This window comes from Tangfeifania sp. (assembly GCF_055108615.1).
The window spans coordinates 21,981-48,532 of sequence record NZ_JBSQIC010000005.1 but is presented as its reverse complement, the minus strand read 5'-3'; the positions used below and the strand labels follow the sequence as shown (position 1 = coordinate 48,532).

The 26,552-nt window shown below is 42.1% G+C and carries 25 protein-coding genes and 1 pseudogene; 16 read left to right on the top strand and 10 right to left on the bottom strand.

Features of this window, described 5'->3' with window-relative positions:
- Positions 1-52: 52 nt before the first annotated feature.
- Positions 53-1,732 carry a DEAD/DEAH box helicase gene (locus ACTCNA_RS02200; RefSeq protein WP_462946260.1) on the top strand — a complete coding sequence of 560 codons (1,680 nt, stop codon included), beginning with the start codon at positions 53-55 and terminating at the stop codon, positions 1,730-1,732.
- Between the two features lie 187 nt (positions 1,733-1,919).
- Here the strand turns inward: ACTCNA_RS02200 and ACTCNA_RS02195 are convergent, their stop codons facing one another.
- The 3 genes from ACTCNA_RS02195 to queD are packed head-to-tail and all read right to left on the bottom strand — an operon-like array spanning position 1,920 to position 5,322.
- On the bottom strand, positions 1,920-2,087 hold the full coding sequence (locus tag ACTCNA_RS02195; RefSeq protein ID WP_462946259.1) for a hypothetical protein: 168 nt from the start codon (positions 2,085-2,087) through the stop codon (positions 1,920-1,922).
- A gap of 2 nt (positions 2,088-2,089) precedes the next feature.
- Positions 2,090-4,861: a DNA polymerase I gene (gene polA, locus ACTCNA_RS02190; protein WP_462946258.1), complete on the bottom strand. Its 2,772-nt coding sequence runs from the start codon at positions 4,859-4,861 to the stop codon at positions 2,090-2,092.
- Positions 4,862-4,872: 11 nt separating this feature from the next.
- On the bottom strand, positions 4,873-5,322 hold the full coding sequence (gene queD, locus ACTCNA_RS02185; RefSeq protein WP_462946257.1) for a 6-carboxytetrahydropterin synthase QueD: 450 nt from the start codon (positions 5,320-5,322) through the stop codon (positions 4,873-4,875).
- A gap of 170 nt (positions 5,323-5,492) precedes the next feature.
- Between queD and trpS the strand changes: the two genes are divergently transcribed.
- The 11 genes and pseudogenes from trpS to ACTCNA_RS02130 all read left to right on the top strand — a co-directional run bounded on the left by trpS (position 5,493) and on the right by ACTCNA_RS02130 (position 14,973).
- Positions 5,493-6,497 (top strand): tryptophan--tRNA ligase, encoded by a 1,005-nt coding sequence (trpS, locus tag ACTCNA_RS02180; protein WP_462946256.1) that lies wholly within the window; start codon positions 5,493-5,495, stop codon positions 6,495-6,497.
- Between the two features lie 387 nt (positions 6,498-6,884).
- Entirely contained in the window at positions 6,885-7,076 is a 192-nt protein-coding gene (locus tag ACTCNA_RS02175; protein ID WP_462946255.1) for a hypothetical protein, read from the top strand.
- Positions 7,067-7,420 (top strand): hypothetical protein, encoded by a 354-nt coding sequence (locus ACTCNA_RS02170; protein WP_462946254.1) that lies wholly within the window; start codon positions 7,067-7,069, stop codon positions 7,418-7,420. Before ACTCNA_RS02175 ends, ACTCNA_RS02170 begins: the two co-directional genes overlap by 10 nt.
- Positions 7,421-7,878: 458 nt before the next feature.
- Positions 7,879-9,189 carry a sugar-binding domain-containing protein gene (locus tag ACTCNA_RS02165; protein ID WP_462946253.1) on the top strand — a complete coding sequence of 437 codons (1,311 nt, stop codon included), beginning with the start codon at positions 7,879-7,881 and terminating at the stop codon, positions 9,187-9,189.
- Between the two features lie 46 nt (positions 9,190-9,235).
- A pseudogene (locus ACTCNA_RS02160) lies at positions 9,236-9,439 on the top strand (hypothetical protein); the annotation flags it as partial.
- A 70-nt stretch (positions 9,440-9,509) separates the two neighbouring features.
- Positions 9,510-10,667 carry an ImmA/IrrE family metallo-endopeptidase gene (locus ACTCNA_RS02155; protein ID WP_462946252.1) on the top strand — a complete coding sequence of 386 codons (1,158 nt, stop codon included), beginning with the start codon at positions 9,510-9,512 and terminating at the stop codon, positions 10,665-10,667.
- Complete coding sequence (locus ACTCNA_RS02150) at positions 10,664-11,221, top strand: DUF4411 family protein (protein WP_462946251.1); 558 nt, start codon at positions 10,664-10,666, stop codon at positions 11,219-11,221. The genes ACTCNA_RS02155 and ACTCNA_RS02150 overlap by 4 nt, the downstream gene beginning before the upstream one ends.
- A gap of 37 nt (positions 11,222-11,258) precedes the next feature.
- Entirely contained in the window at positions 11,259-12,710 is a 1,452-nt protein-coding gene (locus ACTCNA_RS02145; protein WP_462946250.1) for an arylsulfatase, read from the top strand.
- An 84-nt stretch (positions 12,711-12,794) separates the two neighbouring features.
- The gene (locus ACTCNA_RS02140; protein WP_462946249.1) at positions 12,795-13,001 is read left to right on the top strand and encodes a type II toxin-antitoxin system VapB family antitoxin; all 207 of its coding nucleotides are present in this window, start codon (positions 12,795-12,797) and stop codon (positions 12,999-13,001) included.
- Entirely contained in the window at positions 13,001-13,375 is a 375-nt protein-coding gene (locus tag ACTCNA_RS02135) for a PIN domain-containing protein (protein ID WP_462946248.1), read from the top strand. Before ACTCNA_RS02140 ends, ACTCNA_RS02135 begins: the two co-directional genes overlap by 1 nt.
- 20 nt (positions 13,376-13,395) lie before the next feature.
- Positions 13,396-14,973, top strand: coding sequence for a sulfatase (locus ACTCNA_RS02130; protein WP_462946247.1), 1,578 nt, complete (start codon positions 13,396-13,398; stop codon positions 14,971-14,973).
- A gap of 2 nt (positions 14,974-14,975) precedes the next feature.
- Here ACTCNA_RS02130 and ACTCNA_RS02125 read toward each other — a convergent pair whose 3' ends face one another.
- Positions 14,976-17,117, bottom strand: coding sequence for a tetratricopeptide repeat protein (locus tag ACTCNA_RS02125; protein WP_462946246.1), 2,142 nt, complete (start codon positions 17,115-17,117; stop codon positions 14,976-14,978).
- Between the two features lie 159 nt (positions 17,118-17,276).
- Here ACTCNA_RS02125 and ACTCNA_RS02120 point away from each other — a divergent pair, with 159 nt between their 5' ends.
- Both ACTCNA_RS02120 and ACTCNA_RS02115 read left to right on the top strand, forming a co-directional pair.
- Entirely contained in the window at positions 17,277-20,042 is a 2,766-nt protein-coding gene (locus tag ACTCNA_RS02120; protein WP_462946245.1) for a glycoside hydrolase family 2 protein, read from the top strand.
- A 73-nt stretch (positions 20,043-20,115) separates the two neighbouring features.
- On the top strand, positions 20,116-21,213 hold the full coding sequence (locus ACTCNA_RS02115) for a glycoside hydrolase family 26 protein (RefSeq protein WP_462946244.1): 1,098 nt from the start codon (positions 20,116-20,118) through the stop codon (positions 21,211-21,213).
- Positions 21,214-21,287: 74 nt separating this feature from the next.
- On the opposite strand, the gene ACTCNA_RS02110 is transcribed toward ACTCNA_RS02115, so the two are convergent.
- The 6 genes from ACTCNA_RS02110 to ACTCNA_RS02085 all read right to left on the bottom strand — a co-directional run bounded on the left by ACTCNA_RS02110 (position 21,288) and on the right by ACTCNA_RS02085 (position 24,904).
- On the bottom strand, positions 21,288-22,583 hold the full coding sequence (locus ACTCNA_RS02110) for a class II aldolase/adducin family protein (protein ID WP_462946243.1): 1,296 nt from the start codon (positions 22,581-22,583) through the stop codon (positions 21,288-21,290).
- A gap of 157 nt (positions 22,584-22,740) precedes the next feature.
- Positions 22,741-24,117 carry an NAD-dependent succinate-semialdehyde dehydrogenase gene (locus ACTCNA_RS02105; protein WP_462946242.1) on the bottom strand — a complete coding sequence of 459 codons (1,377 nt, stop codon included), beginning with the start codon at positions 24,115-24,117 and terminating at the stop codon, positions 22,741-22,743.
- 81 nt (positions 24,118-24,198) lie between these two features.
- On the bottom strand, positions 24,199-24,399 hold the full coding sequence (locus ACTCNA_RS02100; RefSeq protein ID WP_462946241.1) for a hypothetical protein: 201 nt from the start codon (positions 24,397-24,399) through the stop codon (positions 24,199-24,201).
- A complete protein-coding gene (locus tag ACTCNA_RS02095; protein WP_462946240.1) occupies positions 24,387-24,623 on the bottom strand; it encodes a hypothetical protein in 237 nt (78 codons plus the stop codon). The genes ACTCNA_RS02100 and ACTCNA_RS02095 overlap by 13 nt, the downstream gene beginning before the upstream one ends.
- Before the next feature lie 19 nt (positions 24,624-24,642).
- The gene (locus ACTCNA_RS02090) at positions 24,643-24,765 is read right to left on the bottom strand and encodes an OsmC family protein (RefSeq protein WP_462946300.1); all 123 of its coding nucleotides are present in this window, start codon (positions 24,763-24,765) and stop codon (positions 24,643-24,645) included.
- Positions 24,731-24,904 (bottom strand): hypothetical protein, encoded by a 174-nt coding sequence (locus ACTCNA_RS02085; protein ID WP_462946302.1) that lies wholly within the window; start codon positions 24,902-24,904, stop codon positions 24,731-24,733. The genes ACTCNA_RS02090 and ACTCNA_RS02085 overlap by 35 nt, the downstream gene beginning before the upstream one ends.
- Positions 24,905-25,059: 155 nt before the next feature.
- Between ACTCNA_RS02085 and ACTCNA_RS02080 the strand changes: the two genes are divergently transcribed.
- Positions 25,060-25,761: a Crp/Fnr family transcriptional regulator gene (locus ACTCNA_RS02080; RefSeq protein ID WP_462946239.1), complete on the top strand. Its 702-nt coding sequence runs from the start codon at positions 25,060-25,062 to the stop codon at positions 25,759-25,761.
- A gap of 6 nt (positions 25,762-25,767) precedes the next feature.
- Positions 25,768-26,550 carry a class I SAM-dependent methyltransferase gene (locus ACTCNA_RS02075; RefSeq protein ID WP_462946238.1) on the top strand — a complete coding sequence of 261 codons (783 nt, stop codon included), beginning with the start codon at positions 25,768-25,770 and terminating at the stop codon, positions 26,548-26,550.
- The last annotated feature ends 2 nt before the right edge of the window (positions 26,551-26,552 follow it).

Below are 26,552 nucleotides of genomic sequence, written 5' to 3'. Positions count from 1 at the left end.
AGATTCATTAAAAAAGGTTACCTTTGCGCCCACAAATTTTACACGTTTTTAAATGACATTATTTAACGAAATGGGCCTCAATACCGAAATTCAATTGGCAATTGAGGAAATTGGATTTGAGCAGCCCACACCAATACAGGAAAAAGTAGTTCCTTTTTTAATGAATGACAAGCAAGACCTGGTAGCCCTGGCACAAACCGGAACCGGCAAAACTGCCGCATTCGGGTTACCAATTTTGCAGCAAATTGACACCACCAAAAAAGCAACCCAAACTTTAATTTTAAGTCCCACCCGGGAATTAGCACTTCAAATTGCCAGCGATCTGGAGAAGTACGCCAGCCACCTTTCCAAAATAAACATAACCGTTGTTTACGGAGGGGCTGACATTAAAAAGCAAATTAACCAGCTGGAACGCGGTGCCCAGATTGTTGTGGGCACACCGGGCCGAACACTCGATTTAATCAAGCGTAAAAAGCTGAAAGTAAACGAAATTAGCTGGCTGGTACTCGATGAGGCCGACGAGATGCTTTCCATGGGTTTTAAGGACGATTTGGATGCCATACTGGAAACCTCGCCCGCCGAAAAGCAAACTTTGCTTTTTTCGGCAACCATGCCAAAGGAAATTGTTTCCATTGCGAATAAATACATGAATAATCCTTTCGAAATTTCGGTGGGCAAGAAAAACACCGGGGCTGAGAATGTGGAACATCATTACTATTTAATTCATGCAAAAGACCGCTACAATGCGCTGAAACGGATTGCCGACCTGAACCCGAATATTTACGGGATAATTTTTTGCCGTACCCGCGCCGAAACCAAAGATGTGGCCGATAAACTGATGCACGACGGGTACAATGCCGATGCGCTGCACGGTGACCTCTCGCAGGCCCAGCGCGACCATGTGATGGCGCGGTTCCGCAGCAAACACCTGCAAATGCTGGTGGCTACCGATGTGGCCGCACGCGGGCTGGATGTGAATGATCTCACGCACGTTATCAACTATAATCTTCCGGATGATCCTGAAATTTATATTCACCGCAGCGGACGAACAGGCCGGGCCGGCAAACGCGGAATTTCGGTGACTTTAATTCACCTTCGCGAAAAAGGCAAACTGCGGCAGGTAGAGAAAAAAGTGAATAAGAAATTTATTCAGCAACAGGTTCCGTCAGGAAAAGAGATTTGCGAAAAACAGCTGTTTAACCTGATTGACGGGGTGGAAAAAGTGGAAGTAAAAGAAACGGAGATAGAGTCTTTTATGCCCGTTATCTACAAAAAACTTTCCTGGCTCGAGCGTGAGGATTTAATCAAACGCTTTGTTTCGGTAGAGTTTAATCGTTTTCTGAAATATTACGAAAATGCGCCCGATATCAATGTGGATGAGTCTCGCGCAAGCCACGATGAATCGCGCTATTCTGAAGGAAGAGGAAGACGTAGTGAACGTGGTGGACGAAGCAACCGTGGCGGCCGCAGTAAAAAAAGCCGCGGCGATTACGATTTTGCAAGGTTCTTTTTCAACATGGGCAAGAAAAACGGCATCAACAAACGAAAAATTATCGACCTTGTAAACGAGCACCTGCCCAACAAAAGCGCCGAAATTGGCGACATCGAGGTGATGAAAAATTTTTCATTTTTCGAAGTGGACAAGCGTTACGAGAAGCAAATTGTGAAATCGATGAAAAATGCCAAATTCAAAGGTCAGCGCATTGGAATTGATATTGCCAAAGGGAAATAGAATTTAAAATAATTCGAATATTAAAGCTGATAACTTATGTTACCGGCTTTTTTTGTGCATGATAAACAGCAATGTGCTGAAATTACGGCTGGTTGATATATTAAAAAATGGTTCTCCCGATAAATTCCGGTCGGCAATGCGCAACCATCTGGAGAACCATTTTCAACGGTTGTATGGGGGTAAGCTTTCAGCTATCCCCGCAATTTTCACGTTCGTATTTTCCCATTAAATCGGAGAGAAGAAGCAACTCTTTGAGATCTTCATCGGTTTTTTGGGTTTCGCATAACTTGATGAAGCGGTTGAGGGCCTCCCGGTAATCGTCTTCTGTTTCTATTTCAGTTATTCGTTGTTGCATAATTAATGGGCATCGAGCCAATTGTCGGCAGCATTCATTTCAACAGTTAACGGAACATCAAAATGAACAGCATTTTCCATCTCATTTTTAACAATCTTTTTTACCTGTTCAAGTTCCGTTTTTAACACATCAAAATTCAGCTCATCGTGCACTTGTAATATCATTTTTGATTTTAATTTTTCGTTTTTAAACGATTCAAAAATTTTAATCATTGCCATTTTTATTATGTCGGCGGCCGAGCCCTGTATGGGCGCGTTTATGGCGTTACGTTCTGCCATGCCGCGGACGGTACCATTGGCTGAATTAATGTCATTTAAATAACGTTTACGCCCTTTAATTGTTTGCACATACCCTTTATTTCTGGCCAGTTCTATTTGCCTGTCCATGAATCCTTTAATTTTCGGGAAATTTTCAAAATAGCCGTCGATCAACTCTTTGGCTTCTTTCCTGGGAATGTTCAGTCGTTGCGAAAGTCCGTAGGCTGAAATTCCGTAAATGATTCCGAAATTGGCGGTTTTGGCCTTGCGCCGCATTTCGGAAGTCACTTCATTTTCGGGAACTTTGTAAATTTTGGCGGCTGTAATGGCGTGAATATCTTTCCCTTCGCTAAAAGCCTTCAGCATCTCCTCATCCTTGCTCAGCGCGGCCATAATGCGCAGCTCAATTTGCGAATAGTCGGCAGAAAGAAAAGTGTGCTCCTCATCGGACGGAATGAAAGCCCGCCGGATTTCACGCCCGGCTTCGTCGCGGATGGGAATGTTTTGCAGGTTTGGATTGATGGAACTCAACCGCCCGGTGGCAGTAATGGCCTGGTTAAACGATGAGTGAATTTTACCGGTTTTTTTATTGACAATTTCAGGAAGCGCTTCCACGTAGGTAGAAAGCAACTTTTTCAGCCCCCTGAATTCCAGAATTTTATTTATTATCGGATGCCGGTCGGCCAGGCGAACCAACACTTCTTCGGAAGTAGAATATTGTTTGGTTTTTGTTTTGCGGGCATTGGTATCGATTTTCAGTTTTTCAAAAAGAATAGGCCCCAACTGTTTAGGCGACGAAACATTGAACTCCTCCCCTGCCATCTCGTGTATCTCTTTTTCAATCTCAATAATCTGCTTCCTGAGTTTTTTGGCGTATTCTTTTAACACCTCCGAATTAATTTTCACCCCTGCATTTTCCATGTGCACCAGCACCGGCACCAGCGGCATCTCCATCGTTTCGAACAGTTCGCGCATTTCGTACTCATCCAGTTTCGGGTCGAGCACCTGTTTCAATTGAAACGTTAAATCCGCATCCTCACAGGCATAATCGCGCAGTTTTTCTTTGCCAACCGACCGCATGGTCAACTGGTTTTTCCCTTTTTTGCCAATCAGATTTTCGGTAGGTACTTTTTCGTAATTCAGGTAAATATCGCACAAATAGTCGAGGTTGTGTTTTTGCTCGGGCTGAATGAGGTAGTGCGCCAGCATCGTGTCGTAAAGTTTGCCTTTCACCTCGATGCCGTAATTACTCAGCATCAGAATGTCATATTTGATGTTCTGGGCGATTTTCAAAATGTTTTCATCGGCAAAAATAGCGCGGAATTCGTCCAGCACTTTCTGGGCCTCCTCTTTTTTGGTGGGTAGCAAAACACAATAAGCCTCGTGCTTGCGGAATGAAAATGAGAGGCAAACAATTTCGGAAGAATGGGTGTCGAGCCCGGTGGTTTCGGTGTCGAAACAAAACGCTTCGGCCACCGAAAGTTCCGCCCGCAAGCTGGCGCGCTGCATTTCATCTTCCACCAAATAATACTGATGCGGAACCGATTCCAGGTTTTCGCGCTTTTGGGTAACGGGCTGCGCCGCCTCCACATCTCCAAAAAGCGACTGCTGTGTCGCCACGCTTGTTTTTACCTCTTCAAGTCCCAGCCGCTGGGCGAGAGTGCGGAATTCCAGGTCTTCGAAAATGGCTTTTAGCGCTTCCTTATCCACCTCATCACGGGTGAGCCCTTTTTTGTCGAATTCAATGGGCACATCCTGGATGATGGTCACCAACTTTCGAGACAAATACACCTGGTCTTTAAACTCCAGCAAGTTCTCTTTTTGCTTGCCTTTCAAATCGTCTATGTTTTCGTAAATTCCATCGATGCTGCCGTATTTGGCAATCAGTTTTTCAGCTGTTTTGGGCCCGATGCCCGGACATCCGGGAATATTGTCGGAGCTGTCGCCCATCAAACCCAGGATATCAATCACCTGCTCCGTATTTTCTATTCCGAAATTCTTTTTTACCTCCTCCGGTCCCCATATTTCGGCAGCGCCGCCCTGCTTGGCGGGTTTGTACATCCGCACGTGATCTTCCACCAACTGCGCATAATCTTTATCCGGTGTCATCATAAAGGTATCGAAACCTTCGGGTTTGGCTTTTTGTGCCAGTGTGCCGATTACATCGTCGGCTTCAAAGCCTTCCTTTTCAATAATCGGAATATTGAACGCTTCGATAATTTTGCGGATGTACGGAATGGATTTGCGCAAATCCTCGGGCATTTCCTCGCGGTTGGCTTTGTATTCCTTGTACATCTCGTGGCGGAAAGTGGGTGCCGACACATCGAAAACAACCCCGATATAGTGTGGATCTTCTGCATCGAGCAGTTGTGTGAGAGTGTTTACAAAACCAAGCATTGCGGAGGTATTCACCCCTTTCGAGTTAAACCGCGGATTACGGATAAATGCATAATAACTTCTGTAAATCAACGCGTAAGCATCGAGCAGGAAAAGTTTTTTCGGGCTGCTTTCTGTCATAATATTTTATTTTACTGATTATCTTCTGCAAACCACTCGGCAAAAGCGGTCACCGTTTCAAAAAGCCGGATACTGAAAAGCGAAACGCCGGGTGGCAGTTTTTCCTGAAAGATTTCGGCAATGTAACTGACGATATTTTCGGTAGTGGGCTGAAAATCGACCTGGATAATCCGTTCGGAAGTTTCTCGCAGCAACTCAATTTGTTGTTCCGGAACCAGTTTATTCACCATAAGGGAGTGGTCGAACCGGTTGACAATTTCCGATTTTACGAGGTGCTTCAAATCGGCAAAATCCATCACCATGCCATCTTTCGGATGACCGGGCTCATTGCGCGGCTCACCGGCAAGCGTCACTTCCAGGTTGTACGAATGTCCGTGAATATTCCGGCACAACCCATCGTACCCGTAAAGCGTGTGCGCCATCTCGAAATGAAACCGTTTGGTTACCCTGATTTTTGCCATCTGTTAAACTGTTATAGAAAAGCAAAATTACAGAAATTCGGCAGGAAAGGTAAGGTATCAGGGAAATAATTCAAGCTTCGACAACTCAGCTTTTCAGCCCCTTCTGTTTTTCCCTTTTTAGTTTTGGGTTGTTTGCTTATTTTTGCATCCGAATTTGACAATCAGGAAAAATGACAAATAAACCGACAGTTTTAAGCGGGATACGGCCCACCGGATATTTACACCTCGGCAACTATTTTGGGGCGGTGCGTAATTTTGTGCGGATGCAGGAAGATTTCAACTGCTACTTTTTTATTGCCGATATCCATTCACTCACCACGCACCCCACGCCAAAAGATTTGCAGTCGGGCGTAAAACAGGTGCTGGCCGAATACCTGGCCTGCGGCATCGACCCGGAGAAAGCCACCATTTACATCCAGAGCGATGTCCCGGAGGTGACCGAATTATATACCATCCTGAATATGAACGCTTACCTCGGCGAACTGGAACGCACCACTTCGTTTAAAGACAAAGCGCGCCAGCAACCAGAGAATGTAAACGCCGGGCTCCTCACCTACCCGGTTTTGATGGCAGCCGATATTATCATTCACAAAGCCAACTTTGTGCCGGTAGGTAAAGACCAGGAACAAAACCTGGAAATGGCCCGCAAATTTGCCAAACGCTTTAACCGGATGTACAAAAAAGATGTCTTCCCTATTCCGCGGCCCTACACGTTCGACGGAAAAGACATGATAAAAGTGCCCGGCCTCGACGGCAGCGGCAAAATGGGAAAATCGGAAGGCAATGCCATCAACCTGTTTGAAGACCCGAAATCGATTCGCAAAAAAGTGATGCGCGCTATTACTGATGCCGGCCCTACTGAAATGAACCAGGAAAAACCGGAGCCGGTGCAAAACCTGTTTACGCTGATGGAAATTGTTTCGGAACCCGATACAGTGCGGCATTTTAATGAACAGTACAACAACTGCGAAATCCGCTACGGCGACATGAAAAAGCAACTGGCCGAAGATATTATCAAATATACCACACCAATTCGCGAACGGATTATTGCCATTCTGGAAGATGATGCTTATCTTGCAAAAGTGGCCCGGATAGGTGCTGAAAAAGCCCGTGAGTCGGCTGCAAAAACATTACAGGAAGTAAAAGACGTTGTAGGATTTAAAAAACTGTTCTAATACAGTTTCACACCCCATTTTAGCATGTGTGCCGGGCTGTTGCCCGGCTTTTTTTGTTTTCAGGAGCTAACCGTCAAGCGGTTTAGAAACGTTAAAAGGATTAATTGCAAACTCTACAAATGCTGTGTCAACTTTAAATTGTCATTTCGAGCGCTCACCCAATTTTTTTGGGCATAATGAATTGATGACAGTAATATCCAAATTGCAAATCACAAATCGCAAATAAATTCCAATTTTCAAAACCTATAAATTCCAAAATTCTGAAATTTATATTGTTTCGATAATTGGTTTTTCAGTTTTTGGAGCTTATTTGAAATTTGATTTTTGTCATTTGTTATTTTTCTTTCTTAACTTTGGTCTTTAAGTCTATAAATCAAACGTACTGTTATGAAACCAATCAACCGTAGAAACTTTGTGGCCTCCACAGCTGCCATTTCCGCACTCACCATTTTAAAACCATCCACCGTTTTCGGTAGCCGGGCCAATTCCGCCATCCGCTTGGGAATAATCGGATGCGGTAACCGCGGAACTGCCGTAATTTCAAACATGGTAAATAAAACACGATTGTTGTGCGTGTAGTCAGTAACAGCGGCCGCGGTGGCTTTGTGCCCGACAAACCTTACGAACTGCTGGCTGATGATATTGAAATTGATTTAAAAGGAAAGTGGCGCTACCGTCTGGGAGCCGAAATGAATCCTGCGCCGGGCCAGACTTTCGTTCGGTGGAAACCCACCGGCCTGTTCAACGGGATGATTGCCCCGCTGACCAACTTCTCCATTAACCGCAAAACAGAAACAGGAAAAGCAGATTTAACTGGCAAATTTATGCCAGTAATTTTTCAGGCAATCTTCATGCCTGCTGATAATGGTTCTAATTTCCACAGAACTCATTTCCCTTGCCTTTTCAATCAGTTCAGAAAGTGACATTTTACTGAATTCTTTCATTTTACAATCATCATGGCAAAATTCGAAGTTTCCATCAAGCAAAAGTTTATAAAAAAAGGTCTTCTCTTCCATTTTGCAGTTTATTTTTAACGACTTTTTCAATACAAAATTATTTAATTTTGTTAAATATAAATCAGGCAAAAAGCTGAAAGTTAATTCTCAAATTGCTTATATGTTTCTATCTAAAAACTGAGGTATTGTACTGATTCCTGATTTTTTCGAAGCCTGGCAACAACACCTATTCTTTGGCGTAAACTTTTCAAAAGATAAATGATGACAAGAAAGGTGTTCTACAAAACGACAGAGAAAAATAAAGATTCCAAAAAAACACACAATGACAGCAGGCACTTTAAAATTCCGGTTATTTTTGTATGTGTTTGCAGGGATAAAGAATAAATATCTCTTTGATTACCAAAATTATTCATAAACCTATTGCCATGAAAAAAAATTTTCTGACAATTCTTTCCCTTTTGATTGCAACAATCAGTTTCTCCCAAAACAGCACGCCCCGCACAGTTATTTCGCTGGAAGACAACTGGAAATTCATCAACCAGGATGTAGAAGGAGCTGAAAACCAGGAGTTAAGCACCTCTACCTGGGAAACTGTTTCAGTGCCCCACGACTGGGCGATAACAGGACCTTTCGACAAAACAATTGATGCACAAAAAGTCCGCGTGCAGCAGGATATGGAAGAGGAAGCCCGCCTGAGAACCGGACGGACCGGAGCCTTACCACACATTGGCGTGGGCTGGTACCGGAAAACATTTGAAGTTCCCGGGTTTAAAGAAGGCAAAAAAGTACTGCTGACTTTTGACGGTGCCATGAGCGATGCCCATGTGTGGGTGAATGGCAAAAAGGTGGGAAATCATCCTTATGGCTATGCCTATTTCTATTTCGATATTACTGGTTATTTAAAAGAAGGCGACAAAAACCTGCTGGCTGTCCGGTTGGAGAACCTGCCTTTCTCATCGCGCTGGTACCCGGGCACCGGGATTTACCGCAAAGTACAGTTAATCGTTAAGCATGAGGTCAACTTTAAACACTGGGGAACATTTATCACTACGCCTTTTTTGTCAGACGAGGTAGCCAAAGTGAACATAAAAACAGAAATTAACGGGGAAAATACGATGCTGGTAACCGAAATCAAAGACACTGAAGGAAAAGTTGTTGCCACCGAATCGACAGATAAACTATTCGGAAACCAGATGGAGCAGAATATTGGCGTTCCCCATCCCAAAATCTGGAGCCTGAAGGAACCCAATCTCTATTTTGCTGCGATGAAGTTGTACCAGGGCAATGAACTGAAAGACGAACAAACCATTCGTTTTGGCATCCGGACTGTTGAATACGAGCGGGGAAAAGGACTGGTGCTGAACGGCGAAGTCACTAAATTTAAAGGGGTTTGCCTGCATCACGATTTGGGCCCGCTGGGAGCTGCAGTAAACAGGGCGGCGCTCAAACGTCAGCTCACCATTTTGAAGGACATGGGAGGCAATGCTATTCGTTCGGCCCACAACATGCCTTCCATTGAACAGGTGGAATTGTGCGACGAAATGGGAATCCTGATGCTGGCCGAAAGCTTTGATGAGTGGGCCAAACCAAAAGTTAAAAACGGTTACAACCGCTGGTTTGATGAATGGGCGGAAAAAGATGTGGTCAATTTGGTTCGCGCCACACGAAATCATCCTTCAATTGTAATGTGGAGCGCCGGAAACGAAGTGCCCGACCAGTGGGGCAACGGTAGTTGATAAAAACGGAAATCTTTGTCCGACTGCTGACAACCAGCTAAACTTCAATGTTTCCGGCGCTGGAAAATTTAAAGTGGTTTGCAATGGAGACCCTACTTCTCTGGAAATGTTTCACAAACCCACGATGAAGGCTTTCAGTGGAAAACTGGTGGTAACGGTTCAGTCGCTCGAAGAAGCAGGTGAAATTGAGTTGAAAATAAACGGGAAAGGATTGAAACCGGAAACAATAAAAATTCAAACTAAAAATTAACCTTCAAATTAAATTTGATTGCTGCAAAAAATCTATAATAATGTATCTTTGAAAAAAATGTAATCAATTCTTGTACATAGAACAAAACATATCAAGACTAAAGTATCTTCTCGACATATATGGTTTATCTGTTGAAGAATTATCAGAGAAGATTAGTAAAGGATTAAAAAATCCTATTACGCAAAAAGAATTGTTTTCAACAAAAATAAAGTTAAACCACTTAAAAAGGATTGATAGTTTTTTTAATAAAGGACTTCATTTCTATTTAGATCCAAAAGCACCAGAAAAATCAAAAGATGCCAGTGTATTTTTTAGAAAAGAAAGCTTTAATTCTGAACTGAATTTTGGAGCCCGCAAGATTGTGAACGAGTTTGAAGAATTCAAAATCTCTCTCTCTGCAATTTCAAAATTAGCTGATCTAAAAACAGATAGAGTTTTTAAAGTTTACAATACAAAAGACAATCCAAAATTTGTTGCCCAAGAGTTAAGAAAAATATTGCATCCAGGATATTCATCTGATCTAAAAGAATTTCTCAAGTCTTTAATTGGAAAATTTGCAGAGTTTAATATTCTGGTTTTTGAATTTGTTGAAACCTGGAATAAAAAAGAAAAAGCCAACATAGACGGTTTCTTTCTGAATCCCAATGTAATTGTTCTTAAACGCCAGCAAAAGGCTTTTCGTAGAGAAATCTTCTCATTGGTTCATGAATTAGGGCATTTCCTTTTAAATGAAGAAGAAATTGATTTTTTAGATTACCAACAGATATCAAAAACAGATTTTTCTAAAATAGAAAGATGGTGCAATGATTTCGCATACTTTTTTCTTGTGGGAGATTATGCAAATGACTTATATATGATTCAAAAAGCTGATTCTTCAAATGACTATCATTTTGAAATAATTGAAAAAATATCAAAACACACCCATCTTAGTCAGATTGCATTATTTACGAGATTACTTTATGAGAAAAAACTTTCGAATAATGACTATTCAAAAATAAAAACTGATTTGTTCGAAAAATATCAAAGGAAACTCGAAAAAGAAAAAATAAACCAGGAACTTGATAAAGATAAAGGTATTAAACAAAGAGGCGCTGCTCCTCAACCAATAAAATCCCCTCTTTTAATTTCTACCATTCAAACTGCTTTTTATGAAGGAGTTTTGAACGAATATGAAGTTTGTAAACGACTTAACATTAAACCCGAAAAACTAGAGAAATATATTTCATGAGAGTGGTGATAGATACCAGTTCATTATTATCATTGGTACGTTATTACTTGCCCTTTGATAAAAACGAGATATTATACAACCTCATTGAATCAAAAATTAAATCAGGAGAAATAATAATTCTTGATAAGGTTTACGAAGAATGTAAATATACTTCAAAAGGACTCGTGTTAAAGTCAATCAATTATTTAAATGACAAAAAAATAAGGGTTAAGACTGAAGAACTTCTTCCGACAACAAAATTCTTTAATCAGCTTGAAAATCAATTCATAAATGGCGCGATAAGAAATAAACTTACTGCAGTTGAATTTGAAAATCGCAAAAACGCCTATCTTGAATCAGCAGACGCAAAACTTCTTCTCTTTTGTCTGAAAAACAAGAATTTATTTGAGAGTGTTCTTTATATTGTTACGGAGGAAACAGAAACAAGCAACGATAATAAATCTTTTAAAAAACTTCCTGCTGTTTGCAAAATTCTTGATATAAATGTTTTAACTCTTCCTGAGTTAATAGATTCTTACGAAGAAATAAATTTAGTATTTAGCAATAAAAATTAACGTTATCACAATTCAATAAACCATAATAGTTTTCAAAATGAAAAACCTTATTCTTTTTTTATTAATTTTTAACTTGTATCTTATTTCATGTACCAATCAGACAAAACAAAAAAATGAAAAATCCGCAAAACCCAACATCGTTTACATCCTTGCAGACGACCTGGGTTATGGCGATTTAAGCTGCTACGGGCAAACCCATTTTGAAACGCCCAACATCGACAACCTGGCTGAAAACGGGATGAAGTTTACCCAGCACTATTCCGGTTCCACAGTTTGTGCGCCTTCCCGTTCGTCGCTGATGACGGGCAAGCATACCGGACACACTTTCATTCGTGGCAACAAAGAGTGGAAACCCGAAGGTCAGTACCCGCTAAAAGCCGAAGCGGTAACAATGGCCGAAGCACTGCAGGATGCCGGATATGTGACCGGAGCTTTTGGAAAATGGGGACTTGGCTATCCGGGTTCGGAAGGGGATCCCAACAACCAGGGATTTGGTGAATTTTACGGATACAACTGCCAGCGAATCGGGCATCATTACTACCCTTACCACATGTGGCACAATCAGGAAAAAGTAATGCTGGAAGGAAATTCAGGCACGCAAACCGGTGTGTACGGACCGGAAATCATTCATGAACACGCCATGAAATTTCTGGAAGAAAACAAAGACAAACCTTTTTTTATGTACTACCCGTCCATCATTCCTCATGCTGAACTGTTTGCACCCGAAGAATACATGGAAAAATACCGGGACAAATTTCTTCCTGAAAAAAAATACAAGGGAGTGGATGAAGGAGAAAATTTCAGACAGGGTCCTTATGGTTCGCAACCTGAATCACATGCCGCTTTTGCAGCCATGATTGATTACCTCGATATGCAGGTGGGTGAAATTATAGCGAAGTTGAAAGAACTCGGTGTTTATGAAAATACCCTCATCATTTTTACGTCCGATAACGGTCCGCACATGGAAGGCGGTGCCGATCCCGATTATTTCGACAGCAACGGTCCGCTAAAAGGCTATAAACGCGATTTGTACGAAGGTGGAATCCGCGTTCCGATGATTGCTGTTTGGAATGGAAAAATTGTAGCCGGCAGCGAAACCGATCACATTTCGGCTTTCTGGGATATTTTTCCAACCGTGGCTGAAATTTCAGGAGCCAGCGTTCCTGAAGATATCGACGGAATTTCTTTTCTGCCAACTCTTCTGGGTAATGAAAAGAAACAGAAAGAACATGAATACATGTACTGGGAATTTCATGAACGTGGTGGCCGGCAGGCTGTTCGAAAGGGAAACTGGAAACTCGTGAGGTACAACGTTCTCGATCCTGAAAAAACAACCACCGAGTTGTACAACCTTTCAACAGATTTGGGGGAAGAAAACAATGTGGCCGAACAGCATCCGGAAATGGTTGAAGAGCTCTCTAATATCATGAAAAACGCCCGCACCGAATCGGAAGTTTTTACTTTTGATTCAAAGGGATATTTGCAGTAAGAAAATATTGTAATTGAAAAGATTAGGCAACATTTTTGTCATACGATATTTAATCGTATATTGTATCGTATAAAAAATCGGATTATGAAAGTAACTGCAATAATTGATGAAAATGTTATAAAGGATGCTATGAAATACTCCAAAGCATCTACCATTACTGAAACATTAAAAGTAGCTCTGAATGAATATATCAGATTGCAAAAGTTAAAGGATTTAAATGAATCGGTTAAAAAAAATCCGATTCGTTTTGAATATACCGCTGATGAAATAAGAAATCTCAACAGACAATAATGAGTATTATTATTGATACATCGGTTTGGATCGAGTATTTTAAGGGAAACGAAAAATATCTCGACTTAATTCAAAAATTATTGGAAAAGAATGAGATTATAACAATTGAATTAATTTTTGCAGAATTGTTGCAGGGCGCTCGCAATAAGCGCGAAGCAGAAATGCTAAAATCCTATTATGGATTGATTCCAAAAGCAGAGATTGAAAATCTTTATATTTTGGCTGGCGAGTTTTCCCAGCGAAAGAAATTAATCAGTAAAGGAATTGGACTTATTGATTCATGCATAATTACAGCAACCATCTTTTCTGATTCCAGACTTTGGTCATTGGATAAAAAAATTCAAAATTTTCTGGATAACCGCTATCTTTTTTAAAATCGTAAAACTCAATTAAAATGAAATATCCTATACTTTTAACGATTGTTTGCTTTCTGATTTTAAATGCTTGTCAAACTAAAGAGGAAGAGCTCCAAAAACCAAACATTCTGTTCATCCTTGCTGATGATTTGGGTTACCACGATTTAAGCTGCATGGGAAGCAATTTTTATGAAACGCCCAACATCGACCGGATTGCCAACGAAGGAATGGTTTTTATCGATGGGTATGCTGCCTGTCAGGTGTGTAGTCCTTCGCGGGCAAGTATTATGAGTGGAAAGTTCCCGGCAAGGCACGGAATAACCGACTGGATTGGAGCCAAAACAGGTGAAGAGTGGCGCAAACAGGGAAGACACAATCAATTACTCCCGCCGGAATACGTACACAATCTTCCTCATGAATACGTTACCCTGCCGGAAGCATTGAAAGAAGTCGGATACAAAACTTTTTTCGCTGGTAAGTGGCACCTCGGAAGCAAAGGTTCGTGGCCCGAAGATCATGGTTTCGATATCAATAAAGGCGGCTGGGATGTTGGAAGCCCACGGGGTGGATTTTTTGCTCCATGGGAAAATCCTAACCTCGAAAGTGGGCCTGACGGACAAAACCTTTCGATGCGCCTGGCAAAAGAGACCGTAAATTTTATGAAAAAAAATAAAGATACTACCTTCTTTGCCTATCTTTCGTTTTACGCTGTTCACGCACCTATTCAAACCACCGAGGCAAAATGGGCCAAATACCGCGCAAAAGCTGAGGAACTGGGAATTGCTGAAACCGGATTCGAAATGGGCCATTTCCTCCCCATCAGGCAGGTGCAGGACCACCCGGTTTACGCCGGCCTGGTAGAAACCATGGACGATGCTGTGGGCGTGGTTTTGAATGCCCTCGATGAACTGGGGCTCGCAGAAAACACCGTCGTGATTTTTACGTCCGACAATGGCGGCGTTTCGGCCGGCGATGCGTTTGCCACTTCCAATCTGCCTCTGCGCGGCGGAAAAGGATACCAGTTTGAAGGCGGCATCCGTGAGCCTTATTTCATCAAAGTTCCCTGGCTGGATATTGCCGGTAAAAAATCGCAAGTGCCCGTTATGGGAAGCGACTTTTACCCCACCCTGCTGGAACTTGCAGGAGCCGATTTGCGGCCCGAAGAACACAACGACGGAATGAGCTTAGTCCCCGTTCTCAATGGCGGATCACTCCCGGAACGCCCGCTCATCTGGCATTATCCGCACTACGGCAACCAAGGCGGCGAACCGTCGTCCATCATCCGGCTCGGAAAATGGAAACTCATTCATTATTACGAAGATGGGCGGGAAGAACTGTATAACCTGGAAACAGACGTGGAGGAAACAACAGACCTTTCCGGTAAAAATCCGGAACTGGTGGTTGATTTAAGCAGGCAGCTTTTTGAAATGCTGAATGAAATGGGGGCGCGCTATCCTGAAAGAGACCCGGAATGGACAAGAGAAGCAGAGCAAAAGTATTTGGAACAAATCGTAAACGAGGTCTGGCCGCGTTTGAAAAACCAGCGCATGCGCTTTTTATCTGAAGATTTTGAGCCGGGAAATAACTGGTGGGGAAGCAAAATCACAAAAGATTAGAGTTAATTCACAGAAATCGTGAATTTGAAAACACTTCCTACCCCGGCTTTGCTTTCAACCCAAATTTTACCGCCGTGTTTTTCAACAAATTCTTTGGCCAGGGTTAACCCTAAACCTGTTCCGGTTTCGCCCAAGGTTCCCGCCCGGCTTATATTTGAATTAAATTCAAAAAGATGCGGAATAATCTCAGGTTCAATTCCAATTCCAAAATCCTGCACTGATATCTCAATAAACTCACCATCTTTGTTTGAAGAAATAATTATTTCCCCATTTGGATTGGAAAACTTAATGGCATTTGACAACAGATTGCGAAGTATTGTTTTTAACATTACTTCATCAGCAAAAACATTTTGAGCATCTTCAACCTTCACTTCAAAATTGATAGCTTTGTTTTGAAACTGAGATAACATTTGCTCTTTAATTTCATCAACAGCATTAAATAAATGCAAATGTTGTGGATTAAACTCTATTTTTTGAAATTGAGACCGTGCCCATTCCAAAAGGTTATTTAACAAGCTGTAAGAATTATTCAGACTTTGATATAAAAGGGCTGAATAATTATTTTCCGCAGATTGTTTATTTGTTTCATTTTCTTCAGCCAGAATCTTACTTAACGCAAGAGAGGAGCCAATCGGCCCTTTTAAATCATGCGCAATTATTGAAAAAAGCCTGTTTTTCGTTGTATTGATCTTACTCAGCTCACGGTTTTTATAGCGTAATTTGCTGTAAAACAAAAGTATAATTACCAAAATTAATACAACAAAAAATGTCCCTATTATCATCATTGTTTGATAGGTTCTTTGTTGTTTTAATCTCAACGTATTTATTTCGTTCTGTTTTTCAAGATCGGCGATTAGACTGTTTTTTTCGTCAATCTCATAAATAGCCTGCAACTGGTCGATTTTAATATTGGCTGCGCCTGAAAGGATTGAATTTTGCGTTTCAATTTGTTTTTTCAGGTAAAAAATGCCCTTCCCCAGGTTGTTCAAATTCAGATAAGCATCTGAAAGTTTTGAATAAATGTCTAACTGAATTTTTTTCTGGTCATTCGTAAGTGCCAAATCCAGGCCTTTCAGAACAGTAGTAAAACCTTCCTCTTTCCTTTCCCTCGCTATCTGGCATAATCCAATATATTCGTAAATAGTTGGTTGACTGAGTAAATCGTTAATTTCAATTTTTATCGGTAATGCCCGGGTTAAGTAATTTTCTGCTGTTGTATAATTTCCTGAATGATATTCAATCCTCCCCAGGTTTTTATAGGCATTTGACAATCCGTAGTCTGAACCGCTTTCATTATGAATTTCTAAAACGAGATTTATATTTCTGCGGGCTTCATCCAGATTCCCTGATTCAAGGTTTAATAATCCAATTTGTTCGTAACAAATAGCAACGCCATTATTTTTCCCATCGATGGCAGCCATTTTCTGATATTTTCCAAGAGCTTCCCGGAAATATTCCATTGCTTTCTCCGGAATTTTTAAATCAGCGTAAATTCGTCCCAGCAAATAGGCTGCCCAGGCATCACCTTCCGCAAATGCAGCTTTTTCATAATTCAATTTTGATTTAATGATGTACTCGATGGCCCTGTCATACATTCCATTCAGCCTGAAAATAGTTCCCATCATGGAATACGAAGAGCCGGCAGTTTTAAAATTCCCGGATAACCGGCAGGCCTGAACAGATTCATTAAAATGCTCAAGTGCCAGTAAACTTTCACCCTTTTGATGCTCTATAACTCCCTTCCGGAATAGAATTTCTCCTTTATACCAGTTTTCACCAAGCGCATCAGTTAGCTCTAACGCGCTTTTGTAATAAGTATTTGAAAGATCATGATCCCCATCAGCAAAATAAATCCTTCCCAAAACATAATAAGCACGCATTTCCAAATTGCGGGCTCCGTCTTTTCGGGCTAATTCCAAAGCAGATTTTGCATGTTTTAATGCTTCATCCTTTTCTTTCGTATGAATTTGGAGCGCTAACTCCAGTTGCACTGAAATTTTTTCATCTCCTGTTTTTTTACTTAACTCGTCACGTAAGCTGTCAATTTGTTGTGGACTGGCGGCCTGACTATAAACTTGTGCAGGTAATAAGAAATGGAATTGAAAAAAGACCAGGAATAACCAAAACTGAAATCTATCATTCATTAATACACTATTTTTCAAGGAGTAAAATTAAATAAATCCATCAAATTTCAATTCTATTAAGCAGTTTTAAAAGTTTTATTTAGTTTCGTATGCAATAATATCAAAACCAAAATAAAATGAAATTCAGTAACTTATTTCTTTTTTTTTTTCGTATCTATTTTGATTTCAACCCTCACTCAGGCACAAAAAACAGAAATCGTTTACCTCTCCGGCACAGATGCCGCCAATACGGTGGACTGGGAATTTTACTGCACCGACGGCCGAAACAGCGGCGAGTGGGCCACCATTCCCGTGCCATCAAACTGGGAATTGCAGGGTTTTGGAACCTACAACTATGGCCACGACTGGCGTGATGAAAACAAAAAGCTGGGAAAAGAACACGGGCTGTACAGGTACGAATTTGAAATTCCACGCGAGTGGAGGGGCAAAACCGTAAAAATTGTTTTCGATGGTTCGATGACCGACACACAAGTGAAAATCAACGGAAAGCCTGCCGGGGAGATTCATCAGGGTGCGTTTTACCGGTTTAAATACGACATCAGTAAACTGCTGAAATATGGCCAGGAAAATCTGCTTGAAGTGAATGTGGCCAAACATTCGTCAAACGAATCGGTGAACCAGGCCGAACGACAGGCCGATTTCTGGATTTTTGGTGGCATTTTCCGTCCGGTATTTCTGGAAATTTTGCCCGAAATTCATATGAAGCGCACTGCCATCGATGCCAAAGCCGACGGTACTTTCAAGTCATTTATCGTGTTAAATGAATCAGAAAACAATTACACAATTACCGCAGAACTTTTCGATTTGGAGGGAACCAAAATTTCAGAAAATATTGAAGCTGAAATAAATAAGGGAGAAACCGAAACCTGGATTTCCGGGAAATTTGAAAACATCAACCCCTGGAATCCGGAATGGCCCAACTTGTACAATATAAAAATCAGCCTGAAAAAAGAGGAAGAGGTTATGCACGAAGTAACCGAACGCATTGGTTTCCGAACGGTGGAACTTCGAAAACACGATGGCTTTTACATCAACGGCGAAAAAGTGGTTTTCAAAGGCGTGAACCGCCATTCGTTCTGGCCCGAAACCGGCCGCTGCCTGAGTGAGGAAAACCACCTCACTGACATCCGGCTGATGAAAGAAATGAACATGAACGCCGTACGTTGCTCACATTACGTTCCCGACAAACGGTTCCTTGAACTATGCGATTCGCTCGGACTTTTTGTGCTGAACGAGGTAACCGGATGGCAGGACAGCTACGATACCATTGTTGGGCCAAAGCTGGTGAAAGAAACCGTTTTACGCGACCACAACCATCCGAGCGTTGTAATTTGGGACCATGGAAATGAAGGTGGATGGGATTTTTACAATGAGAAGAATTTTCATAAATACGACATCCAGAAACGGCCGGTTTTGTATCCATGGCTGCTTCGCAACGGTGCCGATACGCACCACTACCCGGAATTTGATTACGGCATCGGCCGCTATACTTTTGGAAACGATCCGTTTATGCCTACTGAATTACTCCATGGTTTGTACGATGGAGGCCACGGGGCAGGACTGGAAGCCTATTGGCGGAGTTATGAATCTACGCCGTTGCTGGCTGGTGGCTTTTTGTGGATGCTTGCCGACGAAGCCGTTTTGCGCACTGACAAACCCGGAACTGTTTTCGATAGCGACGGAAACCACGCACCTGATGGGATTCTCGGTCCTCACCGCGAAAAGGAAGGTAGCTTTTACACCGTTAAAGAAATATGGTCGCCGGTACAGGTAAAACCTCTAATTGTTAATAAATTATGGGACGGAAAACTCTTTTTGGAAAATAAATTCATTTACACCAACTTGAAAGATTGCGGATTTAGCTGGAAAGCGGTTAAAACTGAAATTGGAAGCACAGAAAAAAAGGTGGTGGGTTCCGGAATTCTAACCAGTCCGGATGCCGAACCTGGAGAAACAGTATTAATGGAAACCAACAGCAGCGAAGCATTACAAGAAGCTGATTTGTTTATGTTTACTGCAGTCGACCCGCACGGGAAAGAACTCTATACCTGGAGCTGGCCGGTAGTTCAGCCGGATGAAAAAGCTGCTGAACTTGCCGACAATCAGGACAATGACGAAATAACCATCAGTGAAAATGAGCAATTGGTAAAAGCCATTGCCGGAGATGTTGAAATAACTTTCAGCAAAACCAATGGAATATTGCAGGCGGTAAAAAACAGCAATGGAATTATTTCGCTGAATGGCGGGCCGGCAGTAGTTGGTGCAGATTCAAAAGTAACTGAAACCATGTGGAAAAAAGATGACGAAGGCAATTTCGTTTTTAAAATTGTATCCGATGGTTATCCTGAGAAAATAACCTGGAAACTGTTAAAAAACGGGCTGCTAAAAATGGAAGCCTCTCCACTTAGCAGAAGGATGAATAATGTTGAATTTGTGGGTATTACGTTCAATTATCCGGAGGAGAAATGCGAAGGCGTGAAATGGATGGGCCGCGGACCATACCGAGTCTGGAAAAACCGGTTGAAAGGCAGCAACATTGGAGTCTGGGAAAAAGAATACAACAACACCATCACCGGCGAAAGTTTTAATAATCTCATATATCCTGAATTTAAGGGTTACCATGGCAATTTGTACTGGGCAACCCTTGAAACTTCAGAATCGGATTTTACGATAATTTCTGAAACACCCAACCTGTTTTTCAGGCTATTTACTCCCGGAAAACCACAGCACGTGGCAGGTGGAACCTATCCACCTTTTCCTGAAGGAGATATTTCATTTTTATATGAAATTCCTGCCATTGGCACCAAGTTTAAAAAACCGGAACAACTCGGGCCTGAAAGTCAAAAGGGCGTTTACGGCGGACATACAAGCGATCAGAATTACCCGATAAAACTGTGGTTTGATTTCAGAGCAAACGCTGAATAAACAAGATCGGAATAAAATTAATCATAAGTTGCAATGAATAACAATTGACACATTCAAATTTGAATTATACAAAATGAAAAAAATTATCACAAATTTCTTTTTTATTCTCGTTTCCACACTACTCGCGGCACAACCGCTTCCTTCAGACCCTGAAGCAACACGTGAGACGGTCAATTTGTATCAAAACCTGCTGAAATTACAACAGAAAGGAATGATGTTTGGCCACGAAGATGCACTGGCTTATGGAGTGGGTTGGTACGGAGAAGAAGGCCGCTCGGATGTAAAAGATGTAGTAGGCGACTATCCGGCTGTTTATGGCTGGGAGCTCGGGCACCTCGAGTTGGGAAATGAATACAGTCTCGATTCAGTATATTTTGCTGATATTCAACGCTGGATTAAAACTGTTTATCAAAGAGGTGGGGTGAACACCATTAGCTGGCACCTTCGCAATCCGTTAACCGGAGGAACTGCGTGGGACACTTCCTCCAAAAAAGTGGTGAAATCCATTCTTCCGGGTGGCGAAAAACATGAACTTTACAAAACGTATCTTGATAAAATGGCCGATTTCCTGAACGGATTGAAAACCGACGACGGAACTTTCATACCAGTTATTTTCCGCCCTTATCACGAACATACCGGAAGCTGGTTTTGGTGGGGAAAAAACCTTTGTACGGTAAAAGAATACGTTGCGCTTTGGCATTTTACGGTAGATTATTTGCAACAGGAAAAAGACATTCATCATGTGCTTTACACTTACTCAACCGACCGGTTTGAAACACTGGATGAATATTTGGAGCGTTATCCGGGCGACGAATTAGTGGATATGCTTGGTTTCGACTTATACGACCGCGGCCCTGATTACAGAAAAACCTTGCTGAATTGTGCTGAGTTGGTTTCCTACCTCGCAAAAGAAAAGGGGAAAATTGCAGCCGTTACAGAAACCGGTGGGCCAATTACCAATAATCCTCACTGGTGGACCCAATTGTTGGAAACACTAAAACCTTTCAACCTGTCCTATGTTTTGGTTTGGCGAAATCCATGGCAGGAAGCTGGCCACGGAGCTTTTACACCCTACAAAGGAAGCCCCGATTCCGAAAAATTTATTGAGTTTTACAATGATCCGGAAACACTCTTCCAAGAAGAGATTACAAAGAAAAATATTTACAAATAAAGAATTGGCTACGAATAGAGCGGATGAACACCAATTTTATTCGTGAAAATTAGTGCAATTAGTGGCAAAAAAACTTATCCCAAAAATTTCTTCCGCAGCGCTTCCACCTGTTTGTCATTTATTGGAACAAGGTTGCCCAGCGAAGCGCCCATAGTCAGCGATTTGGCGCTGAATTCTGCTACTTCCAGCCGGTCGAATGTCCCCAGCAGTTTATCACCTGTAACCAGCACCGAATCGTTGTTGATAATAACAGCCGGCGTATTTTCAGATAACACATTCAAAATAGTTTCTTCGCCGGAAAAGTGAGAGCCAAACGGAACATTCGGTACATCCTGCAAGAATATCCAGCTTTCGGGAATGGTGCGTACATCCAGTTTTTCATCGGTTACGCTGTAAGCCATCAAATAGGGCGTTTGTGTAAGAATGATGGAATTAATTCCCGGGTTGCGGCGGTAAATTTCCTGGTGCAGCCAGGTTGAACGGCTCGGGGTTTTACCCGGCTCGCGCTTCCCGTCCTTAATTTGCACAATGTCATCGTTTTGAATATCCCATCTTGCCACATCTGTCGGAGTAATCAGGAAATCATTATCACGCCAGCGGACCGATACCGTTCCGTAGGAACTAATCATCAATCCCTGTTTACAGGCACGGTGAACAATTTTTTTAATCTCCTGACGGATAGCCCGTTCATCTGATGGATGTTCCACGCGGCTCATTTCGGGAAGCAAACGCGGAATCTGATTTTCAAATTCTTCAATTTCAGCATCGGTTAAATAATTGGGAGTGCCGATTATATTTCCATAGATAATGGTTCGCCCGCAAAATTCAAGGGTTTCAAAACGCTGGAAAGCGTCGCGTAAATCACTTCCGCCAACCACCGTTCCATGATTTTCCATAATCACTGCATTGAAACCTTTGATAAATTCGTCGGCGATTTTATTGCCAAGTTCTTCGCTGCCGGGCAATTCGTAGGGGGCATAACCAATTCCCCCGCAAACATATTTTGCCTGCGGAATAATGTTCGTATCCGGAATTTGGCGCACGGTACTGAACGAAACCAGTGCCGGCGGGTGAGCATGCACAATGGATTTTATATCGGGCCGCGCTTCGTAAATGGCACGGTGAAACGGATATTCCGACGACGGTTTGTGACGTCCCTCGATGGTTCCGTCTTTCCGCACTACCACAATGTCGGAAGGTCTCAACGAGCCTTTATCGACGGCTGACGGAGTTACCCAGATATCGCCGCTTTGGTCGATAATGGAAACATTTCCGCCTGAAGTTGTAGTTAAACCACTTTTATAAATTTTGTCGATGATGAGGATAATTTGGTCGCGGGGGTGCATCAATTTGGTATCGAGTTTTTTCATATTCGCTGTTTGTAACTGTTTATATGAACAAAAATACGAAAGAAAAAATAATTTCCAGGTAAATTGTTTGATAGCATGACTCAAAGTCATTTTATCATTTTAAACCCGTTTGAAATTCAAAGGAATGTATTTGAACTACGCCAGGCAAATCCAAATGTCAGGCACAGTTTAATTTCACAACCACCGTTTTCACATTCATAAATTCTTTAATGCCGTGCGAAGAAAGTTCGCGGCCAAAACCGCTCTCTTTAATTCCGCCAAACGGGACGCGCGGATCGGATTTCACAAAATCGTTGACAAAACAGCAGCCGGCCTGTAATTGCGTTTCGGCAATTCTTTCTCCTTTTTTCAGGTCACGGGTAAAAACAGCAGCGCCGAGCCCAAACACCGAATCGTTGGCTACACGAATGGCTTCTGTTTCATTTTTTACCCGGATGACCGAAGCCACGGGGCCGAACAGCTCCTCATCGTAGGCGGGCATGCCTGGTTTCACATTTTCGAGAATGGTTGGCGGATAAAATGCCCCTTTCATGTTGGGTTTTTCGCCGCCAATAATAACTTCGGCACCCATTTTCACCGAATCGGCAACCTGCCGGTGAAGTTCGTCGCGCAAATCAATCCTTGCCAACGGCCCCATTGTAATTTCGGGTTCGCACGGATCGCCAAATTCAGCTTTCATCATTTCCTGGGTAAAATATTCCAGAAATCCGGGATAAACCTTTTCGGATACAATAAACCGCTTGGCACCAATACAACTCTGCCCGGCATTTATCAGCCTTCCGGCGGCGCAGGTTTTTGCAGCCGAAACCAAATCGGCATCTTCCAGAATAAGGTACGGATCGCTGCCACCCAGTTCGAGTACGCATTTTTTCATTACGCTTCCGGCCACCGAAGCCACACTTTTTCCGGCCGGCGTACTTCCGGTCAGGCTGACTGCTTTTATGGCATGGTGTTTAATTACTGCTTCCACCCGGTTGCTTCCAATCAATAATGTGCGGAACACATTTTCGGGGAAACCGGCTTCGCGAAACAGATCCTCAATGGCCAGGGCGCATCCGGGCACGTTGCTGGCGTGTTTTAACACTGCAGTGTTGCCCGACATAACAGTTGGTGCCGCAAACCTGAAAACCTGCCAGAACGGAAAATTCCAGGGCATCACAGCGAGAATAGTCCCTATAGGCTGGTAACTCACATACGATGAAGAAAAATCGGAATCAATGATTTCATTCTCAAGAAAACTTTCAGCATTTTCAGCATAATACTCGCACACCCAGGCGCACTTTTCAATCTCAGCTATTCCTTCGCGCAAAACCTTACCCATTTCGTGGGCCATCAGGCGGGCCAATTCTTCTTTTTTACTTTTTAAAAGGCTGGCCAGGTTTTGCATCATCTGGCTGCGGTGAAAGAATGATGTTTTACGCCAGCTATGCCAGCTTTTATCCACAGAGTTGATTATTTTTTCAACTCCTTTTTCTGAAAAAATCTCGTAGTTCTGAAAAGATTCACCCGTGGCGGGATTTACCGATTTCATCATATTTTGGTAGTCATTTATTTGACAAACGAAATTATAAAAATTACTACGAAAAAAATGGAATCAGGTTTTTGAAAATTTCAATTAATGCATGGGAACTTCTATGGCAAGCAGCTTGGAGTTTTCGCCCATTGCAATTTTGAGCGGATTGCTGACTGACCCGAAACCGGCGGCATCGAGCTTTTCGGGATTGTAGTAATTGGCAAAACTAAAGGAATGGGCTGTTTTTAGCCATCCGTGGTCGGCAATTCCTCTGTCGGAAGCCTTATAAATTAATTTTTCCATGACAAATGATCAATTTTGAAAGTACCACCCTCTATTTTATTATCATTTACTTCGAGCGATCCGCTTTTAAAATCGATTATACAGTTATGCTGCCCGTTTACTTTCTTGCCGGTCCATTTCACTGTGCTTTTGCTTTTGTCCACCTCATAGTTTCCGGCAAATAACTGACCCCCAAAAAATATGCTTAATAAAATTGTTCCTAATAATTTTCCTGTTGTTTTCATGTCTTTTTAATTTTTCATTCTACTTTTTTCTATCTGTAATTTTATTTTCGACAATTACATTAAAAGCCTCGGGTTTCACTTTCATTTTTTTCAGGATCATAATCACATCAACGCCTGTACAGCCGGCAAGGGCGGTAAGCATTAATTTTTTGGGTCGCGGGCCCAAATCGCTGCCACCTGCCACCTGCTTCTTTTGTGGCATCAATAACCACTTTGTGGCCATCCATATCCGTTTCAAACGCAACTTTGTCGGTCCACGATAAATCAACAACATGTTTCATATTCATTTCTTTTACTTGTGTTTCAATTCATTTCGGTGCAAATATACAACATCGAAATATCTATATAAATAGTTTTTCAAATATTCATTGAAATTGTATCTTTAACTATTTTTGAATAAAGTTGTTATTTAAGGGAATAAACAGAGCAATAGGAAATGAGAAGTGTTATAAAAAGACCCACTGAAGCGGAAACTGATTTAAGCGGATTTCAGCTGTTTAAAAAGCTGGACGAAAACGAATTTAACCGGTTGAATTATGAGAAAACCTGCTCGCTTTACAAAAAGGGAACTATTATTTACCGTGAAGGCAGCAGGCTGACGGGTTTCTTTTGTGTTACCCGGGGTATTGTTAAAGTATTTAAAACCGGAATCGACGGGAAAGAACAGATTATACGCTTTGCCAAAAAGGGCGAAATAATTGCCTACCGCTCGCTTTTAAGCCAGGAACTGGCCTGCACAACCGCAAAAGTAATCGACGAAGCCGTTTTGTGCCACGTTCCGTATCAAACATTGCTATTCCTTATTAAGAACAACTGGCAGTTTTCGCACCACATGCTGCAGATAGTTTGCCGCGAGCTGCGTGAAGCCAACGATTACATTACCGATATTGCCCAAAAGACCGTGCGCGAAAGGCTGGCCGAAGTGCTGCTTCTTTTAAAAGAAAATTTTGAAGTGGACAACCAGAATACCCTGCAAATTTCGTTAACCCGCGAGGAGCTTGCCAACATGGTAGGAACTGCCACAGAATCGGTTATCCGCTTGCTTTCGGAATTTAAACAGGATGAGTTAATCGAATTGCAGGGAAGAAAGATTAAGTTTTTGGATATACCCAGTTTAAGGCGTGTGGCCAATATTTAAAACCCGATGCAGGAACGCCATAAAAACAAAAAACGATACTTTTCTGAACAGGCAAACACTACCCGGAAATATGTAATCCCCTATATTTCAGACCAGATTACAATTGGGCCACAAACCAAAGTTTTGGAAATCGGGTGTGCCGAGGCCGGCAATCTGAAACCATTTCTGGATTTGGGCTGTAAAGCAACAGGGATCGATATTTCGTGCGGACGCATTGAGCTGGCACGTGAATTTTATGTCCATCATCCCAAAAAGAACAACTTAACCTTGATTTGCGAAGACATTTACAAAGTTGATTTAAAGGGAAAAACCTTCGATATTATCATCATGCGCGATGTGATTGAACACATTCCCAACCAGGAAAAATTTATGCGTTACGTGAAAAAATTCCTGAACCCGGAAGGGAAATTTTTCCTGGCTTTTCCGCCCTGGCAAAACCCGTTTGGCGGGCACCAGCAGGTTTGCCAAAATAAAATTCTGTCGAAATTGCCTTACTTTCACCTGCTGCCCCGTTTTCTTTACCGGTTAATTCTGAATATTGGTGAAAGCAACAAAAAAAGGGTTGACGAACTGCTTTTTATTAAAGAAACCGGCATTTCCATTGAACGGTTTGAACGGATTCTGAAAAAGGAATTTTACAGCACTGACAAGCGAACCTTCTTTTTTATTAATCCGAACTACGAAACCAAATTCGGAATGAAACCCCGCAGGCAATCCAAAATAATTGCAGGTATCCCGTGGTTGCGAAATTTCTTCACCACAGCGGTTTACTATGTCATTTCAAAGTAAAA